The sequence below is a fragment of the Bacteroidota bacterium genome (assembly GCA_016718825.1).
In the GTDB taxonomy this organism is placed as follows: domain Bacteria; phylum Bacteroidota; class Bacteroidia; order J057; family JADKCL01; genus JADKCL01.
On record JADKCL010000019.1, the window covers coordinates 1 to 18,023 of the forward strand.

At 52.1% G+C, this 18,023-nt stretch carries 22 protein-coding genes and 1 pseudogene; 11 read left to right on the forward strand and 12 right to left on the reverse strand.

From position 1 onward, the window contains the following. Positions 1 to 98 (reverse strand): WG repeat-containing protein (locus tag IPN95_19480; protein ID MBK9451549.1); only part of this gene is annotated, 98 nt, incomplete at its 3' end. Between the two features lie 762 nt (positions 99 to 860). Between IPN95_19480 and IPN95_19485 the strand changes: the two genes are divergently transcribed. The 3 genes from IPN95_19485 to IPN95_19495 are packed head-to-tail and all read left to right on the forward strand — an operon-like array spanning position 861 to position 1,766. Then, positions 861 to 1,271, forward strand: a complete 411-nt coding sequence (locus IPN95_19485) for a hypothetical protein (protein MBK9451550.1) — start codon at positions 861 to 863, stop codon at positions 1,269 to 1,271. After that, positions 1,240 to 1,503, forward strand: coding sequence for a DDE-type integrase/transposase/recombinase (locus IPN95_19490; protein MBK9451551.1), 264 nt, complete (start codon positions 1,240 to 1,242; stop codon positions 1,501 to 1,503). Before IPN95_19485 ends, IPN95_19490 begins: the two co-directional genes overlap by 32 nt. Beyond that, positions 1,500 to 1,766, forward strand: coding sequence for a hypothetical protein (locus IPN95_19495; GenBank protein ID MBK9451552.1), 267 nt, complete (start codon positions 1,500 to 1,502; stop codon positions 1,764 to 1,766). Before IPN95_19490 ends, IPN95_19495 begins: the two co-directional genes overlap by 4 nt. Before the next feature lie 325 nt (positions 1,767 to 2,091). On the opposite strand, the gene IPN95_19500 is transcribed toward IPN95_19495, so the two are convergent. Next, complete coding sequence (locus tag IPN95_19500) at positions 2,092 to 2,607, reverse strand: WG repeat-containing protein (GenBank protein MBK9451553.1); 516 nt, start codon at positions 2,605 to 2,607, stop codon at positions 2,092 to 2,094. 138 nt (positions 2,608 to 2,745) lie between these two features. Between IPN95_19500 and recQ the strand changes: the two genes are divergently transcribed. Continuing rightward, a complete protein-coding gene (gene recQ / locus IPN95_19505) occupies positions 2,746 to 4,572 on the forward strand; it encodes a DNA helicase RecQ (GenBank protein ID MBK9451554.1) in 1,827 nt (608 codons plus the stop codon). A 210-nt stretch (positions 4,573 to 4,782) separates the two neighbouring features. After that, positions 4,783 to 5,817, forward strand: coding sequence for a LacI family DNA-binding transcriptional regulator (locus IPN95_19510; protein ID MBK9451555.1), 1,035 nt, complete (start codon positions 4,783 to 4,785; stop codon positions 5,815 to 5,817). Positions 5,818 to 5,865: 48 nt separating this feature from the next. On the opposite strand, the gene IPN95_19515 is transcribed toward IPN95_19510, so the two are convergent. Then, complete coding sequence (locus IPN95_19515; GenBank protein ID MBK9451556.1) at positions 5,866 to 7,503, reverse strand: T9SS type A sorting domain-containing protein; 1,638 nt, start codon at positions 7,501 to 7,503, stop codon at positions 5,866 to 5,868. A 322-nt stretch (positions 7,504 to 7,825) separates the two neighbouring features. Here IPN95_19515 and IPN95_19520 point away from each other — a divergent pair, with 322 nt between their 5' ends. Both IPN95_19520 and IPN95_19525 read left to right on the forward strand, forming a co-directional pair. Then, positions 7,826 to 8,074 (forward strand): hypothetical protein, encoded by a 249-nt coding sequence (locus IPN95_19520; protein ID MBK9451557.1) that lies wholly within the window; start codon positions 7,826 to 7,828, stop codon positions 8,072 to 8,074. A gap of 112 nt (positions 8,075 to 8,186) precedes the next feature. Beyond that, complete coding sequence (locus IPN95_19525; protein ID MBK9451558.1) at positions 8,187 to 8,624, forward strand: hypothetical protein; 438 nt, start codon at positions 8,187 to 8,189, stop codon at positions 8,622 to 8,624. Between the two features lie 248 nt (positions 8,625 to 8,872). Here the strand turns inward: IPN95_19525 and IPN95_19530 are convergent, their stop codons facing one another. From IPN95_19530 to IPN95_19545, 4 genes are all read right to left on the reverse strand, one after another. Further along, positions 8,873 to 9,655, reverse strand: coding sequence for a hypothetical protein (locus IPN95_19530; GenBank protein MBK9451559.1), 783 nt, complete (start codon positions 9,653 to 9,655; stop codon positions 8,873 to 8,875). Then, positions 9,546 to 10,286, reverse strand: a complete 741-nt coding sequence (locus IPN95_19535) for a hypothetical protein (protein ID MBK9451560.1) — start codon at positions 10,284 to 10,286, stop codon at positions 9,546 to 9,548. Before IPN95_19535 ends, IPN95_19530 begins: the two co-directional genes overlap by 110 nt. A 783-nt stretch (positions 10,287 to 11,069) precedes the next feature. Then, the gene (locus IPN95_19540; protein MBK9451561.1) at positions 11,070 to 11,399 is read right to left on the reverse strand and encodes a T9SS type A sorting domain-containing protein; all 330 of its coding nucleotides are present in this window, start codon (positions 11,397 to 11,399) and stop codon (positions 11,070 to 11,072) included. A gap of 780 nt (positions 11,400 to 12,179) precedes the next feature. After that, positions 12,180 to 12,374 carry a hypothetical protein gene (locus IPN95_19545; protein MBK9451562.1) on the reverse strand — a complete coding sequence of 65 codons (195 nt, stop codon included), beginning with the start codon at positions 12,372 to 12,374 and terminating at the stop codon, positions 12,180 to 12,182. Positions 12,375 to 12,484: 110 nt separating this feature from the next. On the opposite strand from IPN95_19545, the gene IPN95_19550 reads away from it, so the two are divergent. Beyond that, positions 12,485 to 12,670, forward strand: a complete 186-nt coding sequence (locus IPN95_19550; GenBank protein MBK9451563.1) for a hypothetical protein — start codon at positions 12,485 to 12,487, stop codon at positions 12,668 to 12,670. A gap of 378 nt (positions 12,671 to 13,048) precedes the next feature. Here IPN95_19550 and IPN95_19555 read toward each other — a convergent pair whose 3' ends face one another. Both IPN95_19555 and IPN95_19560 read right to left on the reverse strand, forming a co-directional pair. Next, the gene (locus IPN95_19555; GenBank protein MBK9451564.1) at positions 13,049 to 13,291 is read right to left on the reverse strand and encodes a hypothetical protein; all 243 of its coding nucleotides are present in this window, start codon (positions 13,289 to 13,291) and stop codon (positions 13,049 to 13,051) included. A gap of 494 nt (positions 13,292 to 13,785) precedes the next feature. Next, positions 13,786 to 14,937 (reverse strand): annotated as a pseudogene (locus IPN95_19560) (acyl-CoA dehydrogenase family protein). A gap of 295 nt (positions 14,938 to 15,232) precedes the next feature. On the opposite strand from IPN95_19560, the gene IPN95_19565 reads away from it, so the two are divergent. After that, the gene (locus tag IPN95_19565; protein MBK9451565.1) at positions 15,233 to 15,424 is read left to right on the forward strand and encodes a hypothetical protein; all 192 of its coding nucleotides are present in this window, start codon (positions 15,233 to 15,235) and stop codon (positions 15,422 to 15,424) included. 347 nt (positions 15,425 to 15,771) lie between these two features. Here IPN95_19565 and IPN95_19570 read toward each other — a convergent pair whose 3' ends face one another. The 3 genes from IPN95_19570 to IPN95_19580 form a co-directional block, all read right to left on the reverse strand. Next, positions 15,772 to 15,936, reverse strand: coding sequence for a hypothetical protein (locus tag IPN95_19570; protein MBK9451566.1), 165 nt, complete (start codon positions 15,934 to 15,936; stop codon positions 15,772 to 15,774). A 328-nt stretch (positions 15,937 to 16,264) separates the two neighbouring features. Further along, complete coding sequence (locus IPN95_19575; GenBank protein ID MBK9451567.1) at positions 16,265 to 16,489, reverse strand: hypothetical protein; 225 nt, start codon at positions 16,487 to 16,489, stop codon at positions 16,265 to 16,267. A gap of 41 nt (positions 16,490 to 16,530) precedes the next feature. Then, entirely contained in the window at positions 16,531 to 16,707 is a 177-nt protein-coding gene (locus tag IPN95_19580; GenBank protein ID MBK9451568.1) for a hypothetical protein, read from the reverse strand. A 190-nt stretch (positions 16,708 to 16,897) separates the two neighbouring features. On the opposite strand from IPN95_19580, the gene IPN95_19585 reads away from it, so the two are divergent. Further along, positions 16,898 to 17,251, forward strand: coding sequence for a hypothetical protein (locus IPN95_19585; GenBank protein ID MBK9451569.1), 354 nt, complete (start codon positions 16,898 to 16,900; stop codon positions 17,249 to 17,251). 410 nt (positions 17,252 to 17,661) lie between these two features. Beyond that, positions 17,662 to 17,994, forward strand: a complete 333-nt coding sequence (locus tag IPN95_19590; protein MBK9451570.1) for a hypothetical protein — start codon at positions 17,662 to 17,664, stop codon at positions 17,992 to 17,994. The last annotated feature ends 29 nt before the right edge of the window (positions 17,995 to 18,023 follow it).

Sequence of the window (18,023 nt, forward strand, 5' to 3'; positions counted from 1 at the left end):
AAATTTCCTGCATCTTTGTATTGTGGCGGAATCACCCAATGGCCATCGTGGTCGATGTAGCCATACAACTCTGTCGTCGAGTCTTGTGCAAAAGCCAGCCCATTGTTGAAGCAACCGCATCTTGGAAATCGATAGGGCTTTTACTCGTTTTTGTCCATAAGGGTGCCCAAATCGGCCCCCCTTCATGATGGTTCTTGTGGTCTTGCACCAACATCAACCCTTCTCGGAAATACCTCGGAAACCATAGCGGGTCATCGAGTTCATGGGTCTTGTCGCAAAACCATTGCTCGTAGCCCTTGGCCCCCATCGGTGTTCCGTCGAGGCCATACTGTCTTGACCTGAAATAGCTATACACCTGAAAAGTGTGTAACTATTAATTTGGAAGATAGACATGAGTAAGAATGACGGAAAAGTAGGCAAGATAATTGCCCATGTTTCGCCTGCGAAGAAGGCAACTAGGGTTGACAAGTCGACGGTTCGCGATTGGCTGAAAAGTCTGGCGCGTTGATGGATTGGCCTGCGAAGGCAAGACCGATGCTGCCACGCGCCGCCGGCTTGCGGTAGCCGTCCAGGGCGGGTACATGACCGTCGAGGAGGCAATGGCCGAGGCGGGCTTGGTCTATCCACGTACGGTCTCAGTTTGGATCAAGGCACTGGATGGCGAGATTGCGCAGCCGGAAAATCGGTGCTAGACAAGGTGGATGAGCAAGAGGGTGCATTGGCACAGGAAAACAGGGATTTGAGGGCAAGGTTGGCCAACTTGCACTGCAGTTGCTCGCGGCCGAAACGGTAATCGAGGTGGCCGGGGAGGAGCTTGGGCAAGACCTTCCGAAAAAGTATGGTTCCAAACAGTAAAGCGCATGCACACGAAGTACAAGGGCATCGGCGTCAGGGTGCTCTGCGAGCTGTTCGGGAAGACGCGACACGCATATTATGACCGTATTTGGAGCGAAACAGAGTGGGAAAGGACCAAGGTCGCCGTACTGGCAATTGTCGCGGTGGTGAGGAGGCGCCAGCCCAAGCTCGGGACACGCAGGCTTTATCACAAGATCGAGGGTTCGCTGGCCAACAACGACCTGAAAGTGGGCAGGGACACGCTCCACGAGATCCTGCTGGATGCCGGGATGACGATCAAGGTCAAGCGGCGCATTGGCCCCAGGACGACGGATTCCAACCACGGTTTCCCGCTGTATCCGAACCTCGTCAAGGGGGCGTCGTGCCCACAGGCCCGAACCAGCAATGGGTGTCGGACATTACCTACCTGTCGCTGACGGATTGCTTTGCTTCCTGAGTCTCGTGACCGATGCCTACTCGCACATGATCGTCGGCTACAACCTCAGCCTCTTGATGACCGCCGAGCAGACCATCGTGGCACTTGAAATGGCCTTGGCAACGCTTCCAGAGTGCGACATCGACCTGATCCACCACAGCGACCGTGGCAGCCAATACGCCTGCTACGCGCATACAGGATTCTTATCGCAAGAGGCATCCGCATCAGTATGACTGAGGACAGCGATCCCAGGGACAACGGCATCGCCGAGCGCGTAAACGGCATCCCCAAGGACGAGCAGGGACTTGAGATGAAGTTTGGATCGTTCGAGGAGGCTTGGGAGAAAGTGCGGAGGCCATCGAGATTTACAACTACGAGCGGCCACACGGGAGTATCGATTACCTCTCGCTGGGAGGCCCACAAAATGAGCGGTCCGATCCCCAAGCGGTGGAAATACTGGCATCAGCGCAAAGGGAGGCAGGATGTGCCAGCGTGACGTAGGTTTCTTCAGGCATCTGCCGATTGCGTATGCCGATAAAAAGTGCGGCCCCCAATCACTCGGAGGCCGACACGGCATTACGCCTACGGGTCGGGCTATTCCTTCGGTGGTTGCTCCTCAGCAGAGCCACCGTCCGCTTCACCCGACACGCGAAGTTAGGCATACCCTAGGAATCGTTGAGCCACATCCCTACCTTCGGCTCGGATACGAGGGCTGTATAGCCATTTCAGGCTCGACAACGAGGGGGTGTATAGCTATTTTAGGTTCAATAAAAAGGGTGTATAGCCAGTTCAGGTTCAGCGCCCCTAAGTGTATAGCTATTTCAGGACGAAGCATACAGCTTTGGGTCATCCATCAAGCGAATGAACAACCCATCTTCCATCTCAAAACTGCTCCAGGAATAGCCCGGCAGCTCAAACAACACCTTTCCTTCGCGGTCGATGAAAACGCGTTTGCATTCCGAAGCGTTGTCGCTTTCAACAAAGGCAGATGCATAGCCCCCATGATAGACATCTGCCGACTTGACATCATCACTTTCCCAGACCACCTCCAATCGGCTATTGAAAAAGGCAACGTGGTGGTGGTCGTCGATTTTCAAATACCCGAGGCCATCTAAAAAAAAGGATGCGTCATAGTACTTGTGCTCTGGGGCGACGACCACATTGCCGACACTGTCGATCCATCCCCAATCGCTGCCTTGCTGGATCGGATAGAGCTTGCTGTAAGAATGGCCATTGCTCAGGTCGTGACTGCAGCTGGGGAATACCAAGATCAGGAAACCAACGAGCAGACAAGCTGCCGAAAATCGGGTCTCGGGATTGGCAATCGATGGCATCATGCTTCGGGTTGTATTCAATGCTTTGGGGTTGGAAACAACTTTCATCCTTCACCGGTTTGCTGCGAATGATTGCAGGAATATCGCCATTTTTTTCATTCCGCCTTACTACAAGCCGCTATAAGCGGCTAAATTTGCACAATGCAAGCGGCAATCGGCATAGACAGCGCAAAACAGGCCCTCAAGTCCTACTTTGGTTACGACGAATTTCGGTCGCAGCAGCCTGAAATCATTGAAACCATCCTCTCGGGGCGGGATGCGATTGCCTTGATGCCGACCGGCGGAGGCAAGTCGATCTGCTTTCAAATTCCGGCAATTGTGATGCCGGGAACTTGCATCGTGGTCTCTCCGTTGATTGCCTTGATGAAGGATCAGGTAGAAGGATTGCTCGCCAACGGGGTCAAGGCCGCCTTCATCAACAGCAGCAGCCATAGTTCAGAGAACCAAAGGGTCGAGTCGCTTGCCATCCGTGGTGAACTGGACCTGTTGTACGTGAGTCCTGAAAAGTTGCTTTCCGCGGATTTTTTCAATCTGATGAGCCAACTCAACATCAACCTGTTTGCCATCGACGAAGCACATTGCATTTCGCAATGGGGACATGACTTCCGTCCGGAGTATGTGCAAATGGGCTTGTTGAAAGACCGGTTTCCCGACATTCCCTTCCTTGCACTGACAGCAACCGCAGACAAACTCACCCGCCGGGACATCGAGCAGCACCTGCACCTGCGCGACCCGCAGGTCTTCGTCTCCAGTTTTGACCGGCCCAACCTGAGCCTGACCGTCGTCAATGGCGCCAACCGCGCCACCGACATCCTGAAATGGGTCAAGGATCGCCCCAAACAATCGGGCATCATCTATTGCCTCAGCCGCAAAACGACGGAAAGCCTTGCTGCCAAGCTGATTGACAAGGGATACAAGGCTGATTTCTACCACGCAGGTATGAGCGCCGATCGGCGTTCGCAAGTGCAGGAGAAGTTCATTCGCGACGATTTGGACATCATTTGCGCGACAATTGCCTTTGGGATGGGCATCGACAAAAGCAATGTGCGTTGGGTGGTGCACTACAACTTGCCCAAAAACATCGAAAGCTATTATCAAGAAATCGGTCGTGCAGGGCGCGATGGCGTGCTGAGTGAAACCTTGTTTTACTATACCTATGGCGACGTGCAGCAGATGCAGAGTTTCATCGAAGAGAGCGGTCAGCAGGAAATCTTGCAGACCAAACTCGACCGGATGATCCAATATGCCGATGCAAAGTCCTGTCGCAGGCAGGTGTTGCTGGCTTATTTTGGGGAGCAGCACGAAGGAAACTGCGGCAATTGCGACAACTGCAAGGATCCGAAAGTCGAGATCGACGGAACCGTTTTGGCCCAAAAGGCCTTGTCCGCCTGCATCCGGGCAAACGAAAAAATCGGTGTTCACATGGTCGTCGACATTTTGCGGGGATCTTCGAATCAAGAATTGAAAATGAAGGGTTTTCACCTTTTGAAAACCTACGGCGCCGGACAGGACATTTCCCGGAGGGATTGGATCGATTATATTGTCCAATTGATCAACCGCGGGCTTTTGGAAATTGCCTACGACGAGGGAAATGCGTTGAAAGTGACGCCTGCCGGTCGTGAGGTGCTGTTTGAGGGCCGCAAGGTTTTTCTCTCCAAAGTTCGGGAGTATGCGCAACAGGGGAAACCGATCAAGGTGGCACCGGCACCCAAGCCCCTGCCTTCGTTTGCGGATGCGTTGTTTGAAAAGTTACGTCAATTGCGGAAGGACCTTGCCGATAAGCAGGGTGTGCCACCTTATGTGATTTTCCACGACCGCACTCTGCGTTTGATGGCTGAGGAGTTCCCGACCACGGAAACGCAAATGCGACAGGTGAGCGGTGTCGGTGACCGGAAGTATCAATTGTATGGTGCCGACTTTATCGATGCGATTTTGCGGTTCATGCAAGACCGGAAGCTCAAATCCTGAATGGAATTGTTGCTGAATAAGTGGCCCCGAATTTGCTTTGAATCGTATTTGGAAGGCCATTTGGGGACTTAATCGATGGTGGTATTCCTCGGTAACGCGGACAATATTTGTCGAATCCGCAAAAAACATTAAATTTTGATAAGAAATTGTGAATCCTAAATCGATTTAGCATATTTGAATTTTAGGGGAATTTCAGAAAAGACGTTTGACATGAAAAAGAAGACCTCGCTCGCCGATATCGCCAAAGCGCTTGGAGTTTCCAAGACCTTGGTATCCATGGTGCTCAATGACAAGGGCACTGAAAATGGCATCAATGAAGATACGCAGAAGCGGGTCTGGGCCAAGGCGAAGGAGCTGGACTATAAGCCCAACATGATGGCGCGCAGCCTGCGCATGGGGCGCAGCAATACCATCGGGCTGATTGTGGCAGACATCAGCAACTCGTTTTACGCAAGGATGTGCCGCGCGGTCGAAGATGCCGCGAGCAAGGCCGGCTATCATGTGCTTTTCGGCAGTTCCGACGAAAATGCATCCAAGGAGCGCAGTCTCATACAGATGTTGCGGGACCGTCAAGTCGATGGCCTGATCATTTCGACGACGCTCAGCAACAACGAAGACATTCAAGCGCTCAAAAACGAAAAGTTCCCCTTCGTCTTGATCGACCGCTTTGTTCCTGGCCAAGAAGACACCCCTTTTGTGACGGCCGACAACTACGGCGGCAGCATCTCGGTAGTGGATCACCTGATCAAACAAGGGATCACCCGCATCGGACAACTCACGATTTCGCCGTCGCACTTGACCTCGATCACGGAGCGTACACGTGGCTACCGCGATGCACTTGCCAAACACGGCATCGCCTTTGACCCTGACCTCGTACGCGAAATTCCCTACGACAATATCCGCGAAGGCATCCGCAAGCAGGTTCCGGCGTTGATCAATGCCCCCCACAAGGTTGAGGGGCTATTTGTCGTCAACAATAACCTTGCCGTTGCCACCCTCGAATGTATCCAAGACATGGGCTTGCGCATCCCGGAAGACATCCGTGTGGTCTGCTTTGATGACATCGACATGTTCAAGTTCTGCCATCCCCCGATTACCGCCGTGGCGCAAAACATTGAAGGTATGGGCGAGAATGCCGTCGCCGTCCTGCTCGACAAAATGGAACATGGGGCTGATGCAACGCTTCCCGACCATGTTTTCTTGCCGACCAACTTGATCGTGCGCAAGAGTTGTGGAAGCAAATGAGAGTGAGTGGGAGAGTGAGAGCGAGTGCGAAGAAATTGGCAATGCCAATTACCGCTGAATCACCCAACGTTTGGTAGGATAGCGCCAACCTTCACCTTGTAATGACACCAAGTAAAGGCCATTGCTGAGCTGCGAAAGGTCGTATTGCTGTTCATGCAGTCCTCCATCGAGTTGCTTCTCCATCAAAAGGGTGCCCTGCATCGAATGAACGCGTAGCAATCCGCCGGTTTGCGGAATCTCCGCCTTCAATTTGAGACTGCCCTCAGAAGGATTGGGGAAATCAAAAATACCCGTCAAAGGCATTCCAAGATCATTCCCTACGATCACGATCACCGTACAGCGGGTTTCGACATTCATTTGGACTCCTTGCAACAAGTTGCCCATCGCATAGTCTGAATTGATTTGAAAAGGCTCTTCGAATGTGTTGATTCCTGTTTGAAAGTTCCTGGGAACAGAACTGACGACCAAAGCTGAATCACAGGGTACCGAGCCTGAATCGGCAGCAATCTTCAGCGCCAGCACCTTGTGGAGGTATTGATTCGAATCCACATCGACCACATCTCCGACTGCGTAAAAATAGCCGTCTGCTTGGCAGTAGATCACGTCATTGATGAATTCGTCCGAATTCACGCCCGGTGCTCCATAGTCCCAAGCCCATTCGACAATGCCAAGAGAATCGGTTTTGAAAATGAAAGGACGCAAATAGCCCGACTTGCGGTAAGAGCCCGCGAGCAGGTAGCCGCCCGATTCAGGATCCACGGCCAAGCACAAGTTGGATGTCTCCGTTGCACCTTCAATCGAATAAAACCTCGCCCAGCCTGGAGTTCCATTTTCAGCGATCCGAAAGAGAAACAACGAATCAATTCCTCCCCGCGCGGTGCCGCTTGTGACGTAACCACTACCATTCAGCGGCTGTACGATACCATAGCCGAGCGTCGTCTTTCCAGGCGCAGTAAACGAATGTCCCCACTGCAGGTCAAAGGCATTGTCGGCCTTGACGACGAGCAATTCGAAGCCGCCCAATTGAAACGTGTTGCCGACCATCAAATAACTTCCGCCAATTTTGGCCACCTTCTGTGGATTCTCGAATTCCGGGGTTCCGTACATTTTGCCCCGTTCAAAGCTGCCATCGCCATTCAAGCGTTGCAGTTGGAAGTCGTGTGCGCCTTGGATGCTCTCATCCTGCCCGAGGCATACCATCGTTGAGCCCTCGCATAGCATCGAATAAAATTCGTGGTGGCGTGCTTTTTTTGCCCAGATCATTTGCCCGCTCGTGTCGGTCTTCATGATCACCTGATTGCTGTTGGTGCCCATGGCAAAGCCAAATTCGCCGTTTCCTGCATAACAAGCGCCATAAACACGTGGACCCTGAAATACGAACTGCGAAGTATCCTCAAAAATATGCAGTGACTGCGGCACGCCATGAAGGTTGATCAACATTTGATAGGCGGCCAATCGATAGATGCCACCCGAATCTTGCGTGGAAAGCGTCTTAGCGATCATCAGTTCCTTTCCGGGAATGTCTGTTTCCATTATTTTGACAGCCGTCAACATGGAAGGTTCTCCCAGAATCACAGAGTCAGGTTCGTAGACCTTTTTAAATTGCGCCCAAACATTCAATGTCAAGGCATTGGACAGCAGCAACAGTACCGTGGCAAGGTGGAGACGAATCAATTTGTGGTTCACATTTCTCAAATTACACCCTAAAAGTAGCGAAAATGCGCTTCGAATTCAAACCTGTGCGCGTCCAACAGGGACTTTACTCCCATGATTGCCCCGGCGAGAACCGCGATCACAATGGTCGCCACCTAAATTCCAATAGGGACAAAGTGCGGGCTATTCAATGAACAATCAGCCGCTTAAAATTTCTAAAAATCGGGCAATTTCGATCTCCCGTTTTGACACGAGCTGTCAAACCCCGGTGCGAAATTGAAGCATGATCAAAAGGATGGAAAGTCCGGCGCGCTGGAAAATCCATTTTATCCTTCACCACAAAATATCACGCTTCATGAAAAAGTCCGCAGAAATCTACCTCAACGTTTTGCTGTTTTGTACCACGGTGCTCATTTTCCTCACCTTGGCCTACACACTCATTACTGGGAAGTCGCCTTACGAAGATCTGGGCATCGACCCAACCCTCGGCACCGTGGTGACCTTGAGTTTGGTGATGATGCTGTTTACGGTGCCGTATTTGCTCAATCAGGAGTTCAGCCTCCGCGAATTGTTGGGGATGCGCCGTCACAGACGGCATTCCTGAGATTCGAAGGATCGTTTTTGGTTGGCCGACGGGCCGCTGCCTTCGATTTTCAGCTGACGGCGGCGCGTTGGTCAATCCATTTTTCTCAAAACCTGTTTAACTTGTGCCTACTATGAAAAATCTCAGCATCCTCTTGCTCACCGTCATGGCCACATTGCTCATTTCGGCATCTTGTCAGCCAACGGGAAAGAAAAACAATTCCGACAACATCGACACCGTTGCCGTGACCAACACCGATCCCGGAAACGGCGGCGGCCGACCTGCGCCACCGGATCCCAAGGTCGTGCAGCAAACATTGTATGACCAATACAAAAACGGGGAAATCGAGCAATGCCTCTTCGAAGGCGTGACCGTGTACAAATGCAGCCGCAACGCCCCCGATGCCGGCAGCGAAATCTACGCCAACAACGGCGACCGCCAAGGCCGCTGCTATTACAGCACCCGCCAAGTCGATCCGATCTGCGAGAAACTCACGGACTGCAAAACCATCTACCGCGTCGCCAAAAACATCTGGGGCAAACCCGAGGTGAAGTGGAGCGGACTGGATTGAGTTGGAGTTTGAGGAAGCAGTTCGGGGTGTAATTGCGTCTGTGGCGATCTGTCCCGAGAATCGGAGTCCCGCCGATCGCTGGTTTCGAGGCCGAGGCGTCTGTCCTGAGAATCAGAGTCCCGCCGATCGCTGGTTTCGAGCCCTTGGCGCTGTGTCCCGAGAATCGAGTCCCGCCGATTGCCGAGGCGGGGTCCCGCCGATGGCCGACCGAACATTAGCCTCCGGCGTAAGCCAAATGCAAAAATCGTCTATTTCTCCACGGACTCGGCAATCTCCAGAAAGCCGTCCCTCCCGAGCTGCAAATTCACAAGCGTTGGTTGTGTCAGTAAAATTTCCTTGCTCAATGCCCATACTTTGCCGGCAACTTTGGCAAATGCAGTGATTTGATACGTTCCTTGCATCGCAGTAAAGCTGCCCTCCAAGGTATCGCCTGCTTGGTCGTCCGGGTGCAAGTCGATGAGTGAAATTTTTTCCAAGACTACCGACAAAGAGTCCGGCCGTGGCGCTTTTGCATCGAGGACAACCTCTGCCGTCACCTCAAATTTGTTCTTCTCCAAACCCTTTCCAATGAAGGCCCTCACCTCTGCCAAGACGTCCTTGAATTTGTTGAAATCAGCCTCCAGGCGGATGTATTGATTTCCTTGATCTGCAAGCCTGAAAGTATCTCTGGCATAGACAATTTCCATTTGATAGCCGAATCGGTCGCTTGAGTCGCCCTCCGTTTGTGCTTTCAGATCCGTGACCCCGCTTTCGCGCACGAAGGCGTACAAGGAATCCAAAGCCTCGGGACTTGGTTCGAATTCAGAAACTGCGACATCGCCATTGTATAATTTCCGTTCATACGAAGCCCGCTTGGCGTTGACGACATACCTTGTCCAATTGGGTTCAGACCCGCCTTCCTCCGAAAAGGAAATTTGAAAATCAGCGGGGCGCTGTGCAGGCATTTCTGGCGATTCTGGCGACGTGGATGTGCAGGAAGCGGCGAGCAGCGCAAGCATTGCGACGGCGAGGAGGAGGATGCGGAGCTTCATGGGTTGAAAATACGGGGAATATCCATGGAAATGCTGCGCTAAAACCGCTTCTCAAGCAAGAAAGAAGCCATAAAGCTCCCAGGCCATGATGCTGGAGGAATCCTTCCGGTGGTTGGGAAAAAGACATAAATATCCAATCCAGCGCGGCTTCGGCGGTGATGGAAAAGATGTCGCAAACGTCCCAGCGCATCCCATAGCCTACCGAAGGCTCAAAATCCACCCAATTCCCAAACCTTTGCGGATTGGGATAAAAGACTGGATTTTCAATGAAGCTGTCGCCAGAAACCGCAATGGTAAACAAACAGTAGGGACGCCACCGCGACTTTTCCTGAAACAAATAGTGCCGAAACCAAAGCTCTACACCAACGGGCCATGGATTGATCAGTCGTCCGGCAAAAAGCGATGAGTTACTCGGCTTAAACCGAAGCAAACGGTGAACACCGATCCAATAGGATTGCCGCTTGGTTTCGACGCCAATTCTGAGATTTCCCCAGTTTCGCATCGAATTGGAAGTCCACAAGCCTGCGGCAATGACCAATTTGGGTCTTTCGGGAAGCCTAGAAATGGTTTGGGCATACAACATGGCATGCAGACCCAACATTCCTACAAGAATCAGAAGTGATCTTTTCATAGCTCAAATCCGATGGATAGATCTGCACAAATCCCCGAGGTCCAGTGTGTTACTTCATTGGAAACAAGAAAGAAGTTCCCCCTTGCCACACCATACCGAACCGTTTGAAGCAAATAGAGTCCTTTAAACACCTCCATTCGCATCCCAAGTCCAGTGCTTAATTGGAAGCGCGGATATGACCTCAAGAGAATATAATCATCGGGATGAGAAAATCGTCCATCATAGATATTAATGCGCTGAACTTGGAAAATAGTGCTGGTGAGCATAGTCCAACGATTCCTTTTCCATAGATCGAAGCGGTGCGATGCCGTAAATGCTACCTTGCGGATCCTTCATATTCATAGGCACGAAACCAGTTGTGATAATCTGATCTCATTGCATGAGGGAAACACATGCCCCGAAACGATGCCCACTGAAGCCGATAACCCAAACCATATCCAGCCCAGACTTAAGGCTCGGTGCGGAGACGATGCCTGCTTCGATCGAAATTCCTTGAAACTTGCGGCGCATGTCTGTCTGCGCCGAGGTGGTCGCAAATAGGATAAGGCAGAGCGCCAAAGTTGTTATGCTTCGGAGGATAGCTTCATTGAATGTGAACGTCGTTTTGGAGAATCACATCTAAAAATAAGGATACCGACGGCCCACGTCCTAGGTCAAAAATTTTGCATTTCCAAACCTGTTGCTGTCGATCGCATGCTCAAAATTTCGCCAGAGGCGAGCGGTCGATCAGCGTACGGCCGGAGCCCGACGCTTCATATGGACACACTTCTCTTTACTCCCCCATCAACGCATCACGACAACCCGGCGACTGACGCGAACTCCTTCTCCTTGGATCTCAAGCAAATACGTCCCATTGGCGAATCTGCCAAGATTGACTTCCATCTTGACTTGCTTGCTGCAGTCCGTTGTTGATGTCCAGAGGATGCGGCCCGCAAGGTCGGTCAGACTGACGTTCAGGAACTGCGCAGTGGGCAGGTCCATGCGCACTTGCAGGCGGTCGTTTGCCGGCACAGGACTTATGCTCAACGCATATCCCTGCGGAAGGCTCACGCCAACGGGTTGAACAGTGATGTGAATCGTATCCGTACCCATGCATCCGTCTTGGTTGGTCACCTGCACCCAATAAGTGCCTGTTTGGCCAACCGTGATATTCTAGTGGTCGCTCCTGTGCTCCAGAGGTAGCTTGCGAACCCTGGAGCCTGCATCCACGATGACCGGTAATGTTGTGGTGGTATCATTCCGAGAACACGCTTGCATCACGGACTGCTGCACGAGATCAGATCCGTCGAGGAACAGCCATTGGCATCGGTCACGGTAAGGCTATAGGTTCCCGCACCGGACCGTGATGCCCGCCGTCGAATCCCCGTGCTCCAGGTAGTTCGTCCAGTTGCCGGTCAAACCCGGGCGAAAGGTTTTGTCCGAGCAAAGCAAGGTATCCTGACCCAAGTCGATGCTCAGGGCAGGAATCGTATTCGTCGTCGAATTGGTAACGATGGCTTACTCTTGATCAAAATAGATGCTGGCATTGCTGCGGAATGACGGTGCATGGCTGATTGCCCGTATTCTGATGAATGCGGTACTTCACAAAACCGTGGCTGTTGGGCTCATTGGTATTTTGCTGTCAGGAGGTTGATGTTTTAAGCGGAACAATACTTTCGTTGCCGATGATGATGTAACCTGTAGTTAGCCAGCGCCCACGGCCTGGAACGAGTTATGTCCAAATGGGCAACATCGAGCGTAAGTCGCGAATCACGACATCCTCGGCATAGGCGGGGTGCCCACGTTTTGGAAGTCGATGCGGTAGGTAAGGAAATTTCATTGTCGTCGATGATGTCCGGAATCCACCTAGCCACGGGTCGAAAACCTCTGAGCACCAACCCGCCGGAGTTCGGGTCAAAGGGCGCTGACCGTTTCGTAGGCGATATCGGTATTGTTGAAGAGGTTGCAATCAACAGGTTGGGATCCGGAGATGGTCCCCGTAAGCGCATAAATCGTTCCCGCCGAATCGCAGCCCAGAATACAGTCGATGACAATGGTAGTGCATTGGCCGGGATTGAGCAAGCCGACTGCAAAGGAATACGTATTCACGCTGGTGATCGTAGAATCGGGAGGCAAACGAAGTCAACGAATCGTGAAGCACCACCTCCACCACGGTATTGGCATCGGCAAGCGAACCATTGTTGCAATAGCTCACGTTGATGCGGGCACTGTCACAACGACGCATAAAACTACTTCCGGCCCTACACCAAGTCCGTGCAGGCAGTGATGGCGGAGTCAGCAAAGTCAACGCCATTGATGGTCGTATTCGCCAAGGTGACATTGTGGTGACAGGAAGCAAGTCATTGGGCAGGAAGCCACCGGTCATGTACTCATTGACAGCGTAGGTGCCGCGCGAGGACATGGTTCTGTTGGCCCCCTATTGATGTCGGTCCACACTAAAATTGGCCGCCGTTTGCGAGTGATGCCGCGGTCCACGATGGGGACTCATTGACATCCTCGTATACAATTGCTGTTGAGGTCAGAGAATACTTTTCCTGATTGAACCGGCGGGCAGCATCGGACCCGCATGCAGGTCCCAACGGGAGCAAAACGATAGGCATCATTGCTGGCAGCCCATTGCTAGTGGAAATTGCGCCCAGGGCACCACAAAGGCAGTAGTGCCATTGACTTGAATCCTTTGAATGGCAGCGCCACCATTCCAAGTTGCACAAACAGGCTTGTTCAAGATGGAAATCTAATGATGTTGGTGGTCTCGTACAAGATCACAGTTGGCTGAAATAGGTTGCTGTACAACCGAACATGGCGACGGAATCAAAGGAGACGTTAAAACCAGGTGGCAAGTGCGACCAATCGCATAGCGATAAATGACGTCGCCATAAGATGATGGATTCAGGTCTTGCCATGGGGGCTGGCGCAATGGTGAGGGTCATCGTCGGATCAGGAAATGCGGCGTTGATCGGACAACCGTAGTAGATTCCTGGGGCTTGGGGGGTGAACGTGAGCAACCCCCTGGATCCGATACTTACCCGGTATAGCTAGAAACATAGAAGCAGAAACCGAAAGGCAGGGGTCACGGTTGGTCCTCAGACGTCATCTTGCGCGATCCCAGTCGGCGTATTGCCATCGAAGGGGTGGATTACAGGGAATGGATGTGATTGTGTAGCTATTCTGCGTATGAAGCGTGGGAAGGAGCAAGCAAAAGACAAGGAGGGTGGGGTTTTTCATTGGAGTTTATTCTCTGACTGAGTGCAAGTTGGTGAGAATTAACGCGATCTGCAAATGCTCATGATGGTGGGAAGTATTGCTAAAAGTAAAACGAGCCAAGTAACTCCTGTATGCTTTGGCTTCGTTTCACAATGCGTTTGAAATTTCGCCAGAGGCGAGCGGTCGATCAGCGTTCGGCGGGACGCCGTCGCTTCAAAAGTAAGGCCGCCGCCTCAAAGTGACGCTGCCGCCTCAAAAGTAAGGCCACCGCTTCAAAGTGACGCCGCCGCTTCCTTTATTTCAGCACGCTCCGCGAAATCACAATCTGCTGAATTCGCCAGCTCCCTTCGTAGATCCTGGAGATTTTCGCATCGCGGACCGGCGCGCTCCACGTGGCATTCGCGCACATAGCCTTGGCCGCCGTGGACTTGAATGGCTTCGCTCTAGACCTTCATCGCCACTTTGGAGGCGTAGTACTTGGATTATGGCGCTGTCAAATGGCAGTCCAAATGGTTGTCTTTGTCCCAAGCAGCCTTGAGGCAGAGCATTCTTGCGGCTTCGATTTCGGTGGCCAGTGTTGGCGATTTGGAATGCGACTGCTTGGTGGGTGCAATGATCTCCTTGCCTAATGCCTTCCTGATCTTGGAATATTCTTTTTCACAATTCGTAGGCGCCGCTTGCGATGCCAAGGGCTTGGGAAGATGTTGGCGGCCACCCGCCAAGGTCTTCATCGCAAACTTGAAGCCGAATCCGTCGTCGCCGATGGGGTTTTCCTTGGGCACGATCACATCATTGAATTCAGAATTGAAGGCAGATGTGAGCTGCGAATACCCATCTTGTTCTTTTCCTGGGGATTTGATCAGGTTCGCCTGACCCTTTTCAACGATCAGGACATTGATGCCCTTCTCAGGCCTTTTTCCTTGTCGGTTTGGGCGATGACCGGGGGGGGGCTGGCAGTGTCATATGTTGCTGTTGGTGATCCAGTTTTTGGTGCCATTGAGGTCGTAGTGGTCGCCCTTGTCAATGGCCGTGGTTTTTTATATTGGGTCGCATCCGAACCAGCTTCGGGTTCAAGTGGAGGCAGGTGCGCTGATTTTACAGGGCCATGGCACAGAGGTGGCTCTGCTTCAGCTTCGTCTCCAAAAGCTTCAAGGCCCCAATTGACCAGCGAATTGCAAACGCTCATGATCACGGTGGCTGCCGAGGCATTCAACCTTTGGCCATTTCTCCATGGCGGCGGCATAGAAACGGTGTCCACCCCGCCGCCATTATTCTAGGAGACCATCATACCGAGGAAGCCGCCGAGTTCGCCCATCATTTTGACTTGCGCATAGGGAAACTTGCTCTGCTCGTCGCGCTCGATCACGTCGTGCGCCAATTCGGCTCTGGCAAATTCACGGGCGGCGTCCCGGATCATCAAATGCTCTTCTTTCAGCTCAAAGTTCACAGCGATGCATATAAAGATACGTCCACTGATCCCCAACTCGAGAATGCCGGGGAATGGAAATTCAAATCAAACCGAAAATGTTTATCGTTCAAGCAAAAGACCGCCCAAGAACTTTTCTTTTTCTTCTTTTGGTCTCTTCTTCCATGATGTTGGCGATGGCGACATACACCGGGGTATGACATCCTTGTCTGTAGATGAATTCTGAAGGCGCTTACTTTCTACATATCATTCCTGGATGATGCTGTTCCTGGTCGATGCCTGAGAGGAAAAGGACTTCTTGGCAGGTGCATGTTTCTTGGCGGCAGAAATGCCCTTTGAGGGAATTTCTCCAAACCGCCGATGCCGGGAGATCATAGTCGAGCAGAACCACATCGATGTCGGGATGTTTGGCCAGGGTGCTCCAGCGCCGATCCGCCTGCGGGATTTGAAGGTAGAAACGAAGAAATTGCCAAAGACCTTGGAGCTTCTAGCCAAGATCATGCTGTAAATTCCTGTCAGTCTTCAACAAGAAAACTCTTCTAGATTCTGCATTGCTGCCTACCGATAAAGCTGCTTACTAATCCTAAAACCAACATCAGAATTCGCTTACCAGATTCCCGCTATAAAAACCCGATCCAATACAGCCTAAACGAATCTAACTATGCCCAAAGGCATTGCAATATAAAAATGACATCAAGGAAAATGTAGGAATTCATTCGTCAGGCACCAACCCCTAACTCCGGAAACATCGCCAAGAGCTTGCCATGCACCTTGTTGGCGACGGCACTGTCCTTCTGAATAAAGTCCTCGGCACCGGCTTGCATACATTCGTCAATTTTTACATCTGCTGCCACTCTAAACTGGAAAGCAACACCATCTTATTGCTGGACTTTGCTCCTTGATGAGCTTCAATACATCCAACCATTCATGGTCAGAGGAATAATCTAAAAACACGACGTCAGGCTTCCCGCCAAGTTCGTCGATGCGATCCTGCCTGATCTGGAATATGTCGAGTTCCACGCCGAACCTTGCCGAGCCAGTCCTCGACAAGAAATGCAAATATTTCATCGCCCCCCACCAGGCAGACTTTTTTGGACCCACTCATCTTGATAATGCTGAAAATAACTGTTGACGAAGGGCAAATTATGTAAAAATTCAAAACCGCCACCAACAACAATTGGGGAATCTTGTGGTTATTGCTGCTCAAATCTTACCCAGAATGCAGACAATCAGGCACTCCAATCTTCGCCAAATAGATTTCGCAATCCTTACACTCTGGCCATATTTTGGGTATTCTTGACGAACTCCCCCTGCTACGCCCTCCTGAAACAAGTCGATCAGGCCTCCTTCAAGTGATCTCGGTGGCAGGTGCCTGCGTTTTGCCTTCGCCTTTGTCAAAATGAAAAGTGACACTGAAGTCCTGTTTCAAACGTAGCCAGGCATCAAATCGTTTCCCGGTCTTCCCCAAAATCCCTGTACCCACCCGGTCGTCTCCCTGCTCGTGAGCAAGTCGACCAAATGTTCGCGCTCCACCAATTTGCCTGCAATCGTCGGTCGAAGTGTGAAGTCGCATCCTCTTTAGCACGCGAACATCCGAATGCCTGCTTTCGTTTTTCAGCAACTTGCCTTCCTTTGCACGCAAAGTGCGACATCGGCAAGGTCATAGTCGGGCATTGCGGCATAGGCTGCTCCCGGCGAACCGTTCCCCGTGGCATTTCTAGCCGCGCGTTGCTCCGCCGCCTCAGCACAAACCCGACGACCTGCTGCGCATAGCTCCTGACCCTCTTGCATGAATTTGTCTGAGGATATTGACCTTTTCGTAAGCACCAGCTTGGGAGCCGCATTCCCATTCGCCAGTGAGCCTCCGGGACTCGCAATGGGCTGCTCGGAACAAGCCCGATCAAGGCGATGCCTCTGCCCGTCGGAATGAGCTTTTTCTTGTCGCGGATGATGTACCCGGCGCTCGAGGAGGCGCCTGATCATGCCCAAGGCGCGCGTCGCAGGCGTAACGCAATCCACCGTCCTTCATCGCCTGACGCAGGTCGTGTCATCCTCCATTTCCTTGCCTGCCGTTTCCATCATCGCCAAGATGCTCACCGGAGTGGATACTGGTGCCTTGGTCTTTCTTGGCAATTTTTTGATGACGGGAAGAATGTCATTCGCGGCCATCAATGGCAGCGCGCATTTTCCTTTTTTTGTCCTTTTCGTCGGGATCGGGCCGGTTTTTCCTGGGCTTTGCGCTTGGCGAGGGCTTTTTCCAATGCGAAATAGATTTCCGCCATCCAACGACGGAGATCATCGTGCCTTTGGCGCGAAAGGCTTGGCCGGTGATTGACTAAAAACGATGTCGCTGAGCTCCTTTGAAAGTTTCCATGAAAACGCCTATTTAGCGCCGCACGACCATGTCGTAGATCAACATAGCTCCTGCGTCATTCCGGCCTTCGACGGGATTGGTCTCAGTCGGAAATGATGGCGGTGATCACGCACCTTGGCGTCGTTGAAATAGTTTTTGTCCTTAAGATGCCAATCGCTTTTGCCTTGGCGACAAAATGCACATGTTTACATGCGGTCGACGTTGTGTCCAGTAATTCGGGAACCAAGGGAAAATGTCGTTTATTGTGGGGTACCGCGAATCGGTACGCGGGTAGGTGAGCGTTTTGTGTATTTTTCTTATAGAGGTCCTGCGTGTTGTCGAGGGTATGCTGCGCTGGAAAAATTGTAGCGCTTGTTGGCACCTTTGGAAGCGTGGTCAAGCCATACAGCAAGGGCGGCCCTTCGGTCTTGGGCTTCATGACCACGTCAGGTGCGCAAGCGCTCGTCCTGGTGCGCCCCAAGACTTGCGTTTCCCTTTCCTCCAGGAAACGTTCGTGGTATTTGCCGGAACCATTTCGCCCAGGAATTGCTGCCCGCTTCTTTCAAGGTGAGGATCAGCTCCCAACAGGTTCTTCAGGCTTGAAACCGACCGCTTCGGAGAGGCGGCCGACCAGCAAACCTGAGGACGGGGTTCCGAAACTCGCCCGAGGAAAGCGGCTGATTTTTCTTGGTGTCGGTGCTTTTAGCGTCGACAATGGCGGCTGATAGCCAAATTTCAGTGTAGGCCCGCGGCG

What these genes read in the sequence shown, in the direction of transcription:
- IPN95_19485 (MBK9451550.1), top strand. Translation starts at nt 861, where the DNA reads ATGCACACGAAGTACAAGGGCATCGGCGTCAGGGTGCTCTGCGAGCTG.
- IPN95_19490 (MBK9451551.1), top strand. Translation starts at nt 1,240, where the DNA reads ATGGGTGTCGGACATTACCTACCTGTCGCTGACGGATTGCTTTGCTTC.
- IPN95_19495 (MBK9451552.1), top strand. Translation starts at nt 1,500, where the DNA reads ATGACTGAGGACAGCGATCCCAGGGACAACGGCATCGCCGAGCGCGTA.
- IPN95_19500 (MBK9451553.1), bottom strand. Translation starts at nt 2,607, where the DNA reads ATGATGCCATCGATTGCCAATCCCGAGACCCGATTTTCGGCAGCTTGT.
- recQ (MBK9451554.1), top strand. Translation starts at nt 2,746, where the DNA reads ATGCAAGCGGCAATCGGCATAGACAGCGCAAAACAGGCCCTCAAGTCC.
- IPN95_19510 (MBK9451555.1), top strand. Translation starts at nt 4,783, where the DNA reads ATGAAAAAGAAGACCTCGCTCGCCGATATCGCCAAAGCGCTTGGAGTT.
- IPN95_19520 (MBK9451557.1), top strand. Translation starts at nt 7,826, where the DNA reads ATGAAAAAGTCCGCAGAAATCTACCTCAACGTTTTGCTGTTTTGTACC.
- IPN95_19525 (MBK9451558.1), top strand. Translation starts at nt 8,187, where the DNA reads ATGAAAAATCTCAGCATCCTCTTGCTCACCGTCATGGCCACATTGCTC.
- IPN95_19530 (MBK9451559.1), bottom strand. Translation starts at nt 9,655, where the DNA reads ATGAAGCTCCGCATCCTCCTCCTCGCCGTCGCAATGCTTGCGCTGCTC.
- IPN95_19535 (MBK9451560.1), bottom strand. Translation starts at nt 10,286, where the DNA reads ATGAAAAGATCACTTCTGATTCTTGTAGGAATGTTGGGTCTGCATGCC.
- IPN95_19550 (MBK9451563.1), top strand. Translation starts at nt 12,485, where the DNA reads ATGCGGGCACTGTCACAACGACGCATAAAACTACTTCCGGCCCTACAC.
- IPN95_19575 (MBK9451567.1), bottom strand. Translation starts at nt 16,489, where the DNA reads ATGCGACTTCACACTTCGACCGACGATTGCAGGCAAATTGGTGGAGCG.
- IPN95_19580 (MBK9451568.1), bottom strand. Translation starts at nt 16,707, where the DNA reads ATGCAAGAGGGTCAGGAGCTATGCGCAGCAGGTCGTCGGGTTTGTGCT.
- IPN95_19585 (MBK9451569.1), top strand. Translation starts at nt 16,898, where the DNA reads ATGCCCAAGGCGCGCGTCGCAGGCGTAACGCAATCCACCGTCCTTCAT.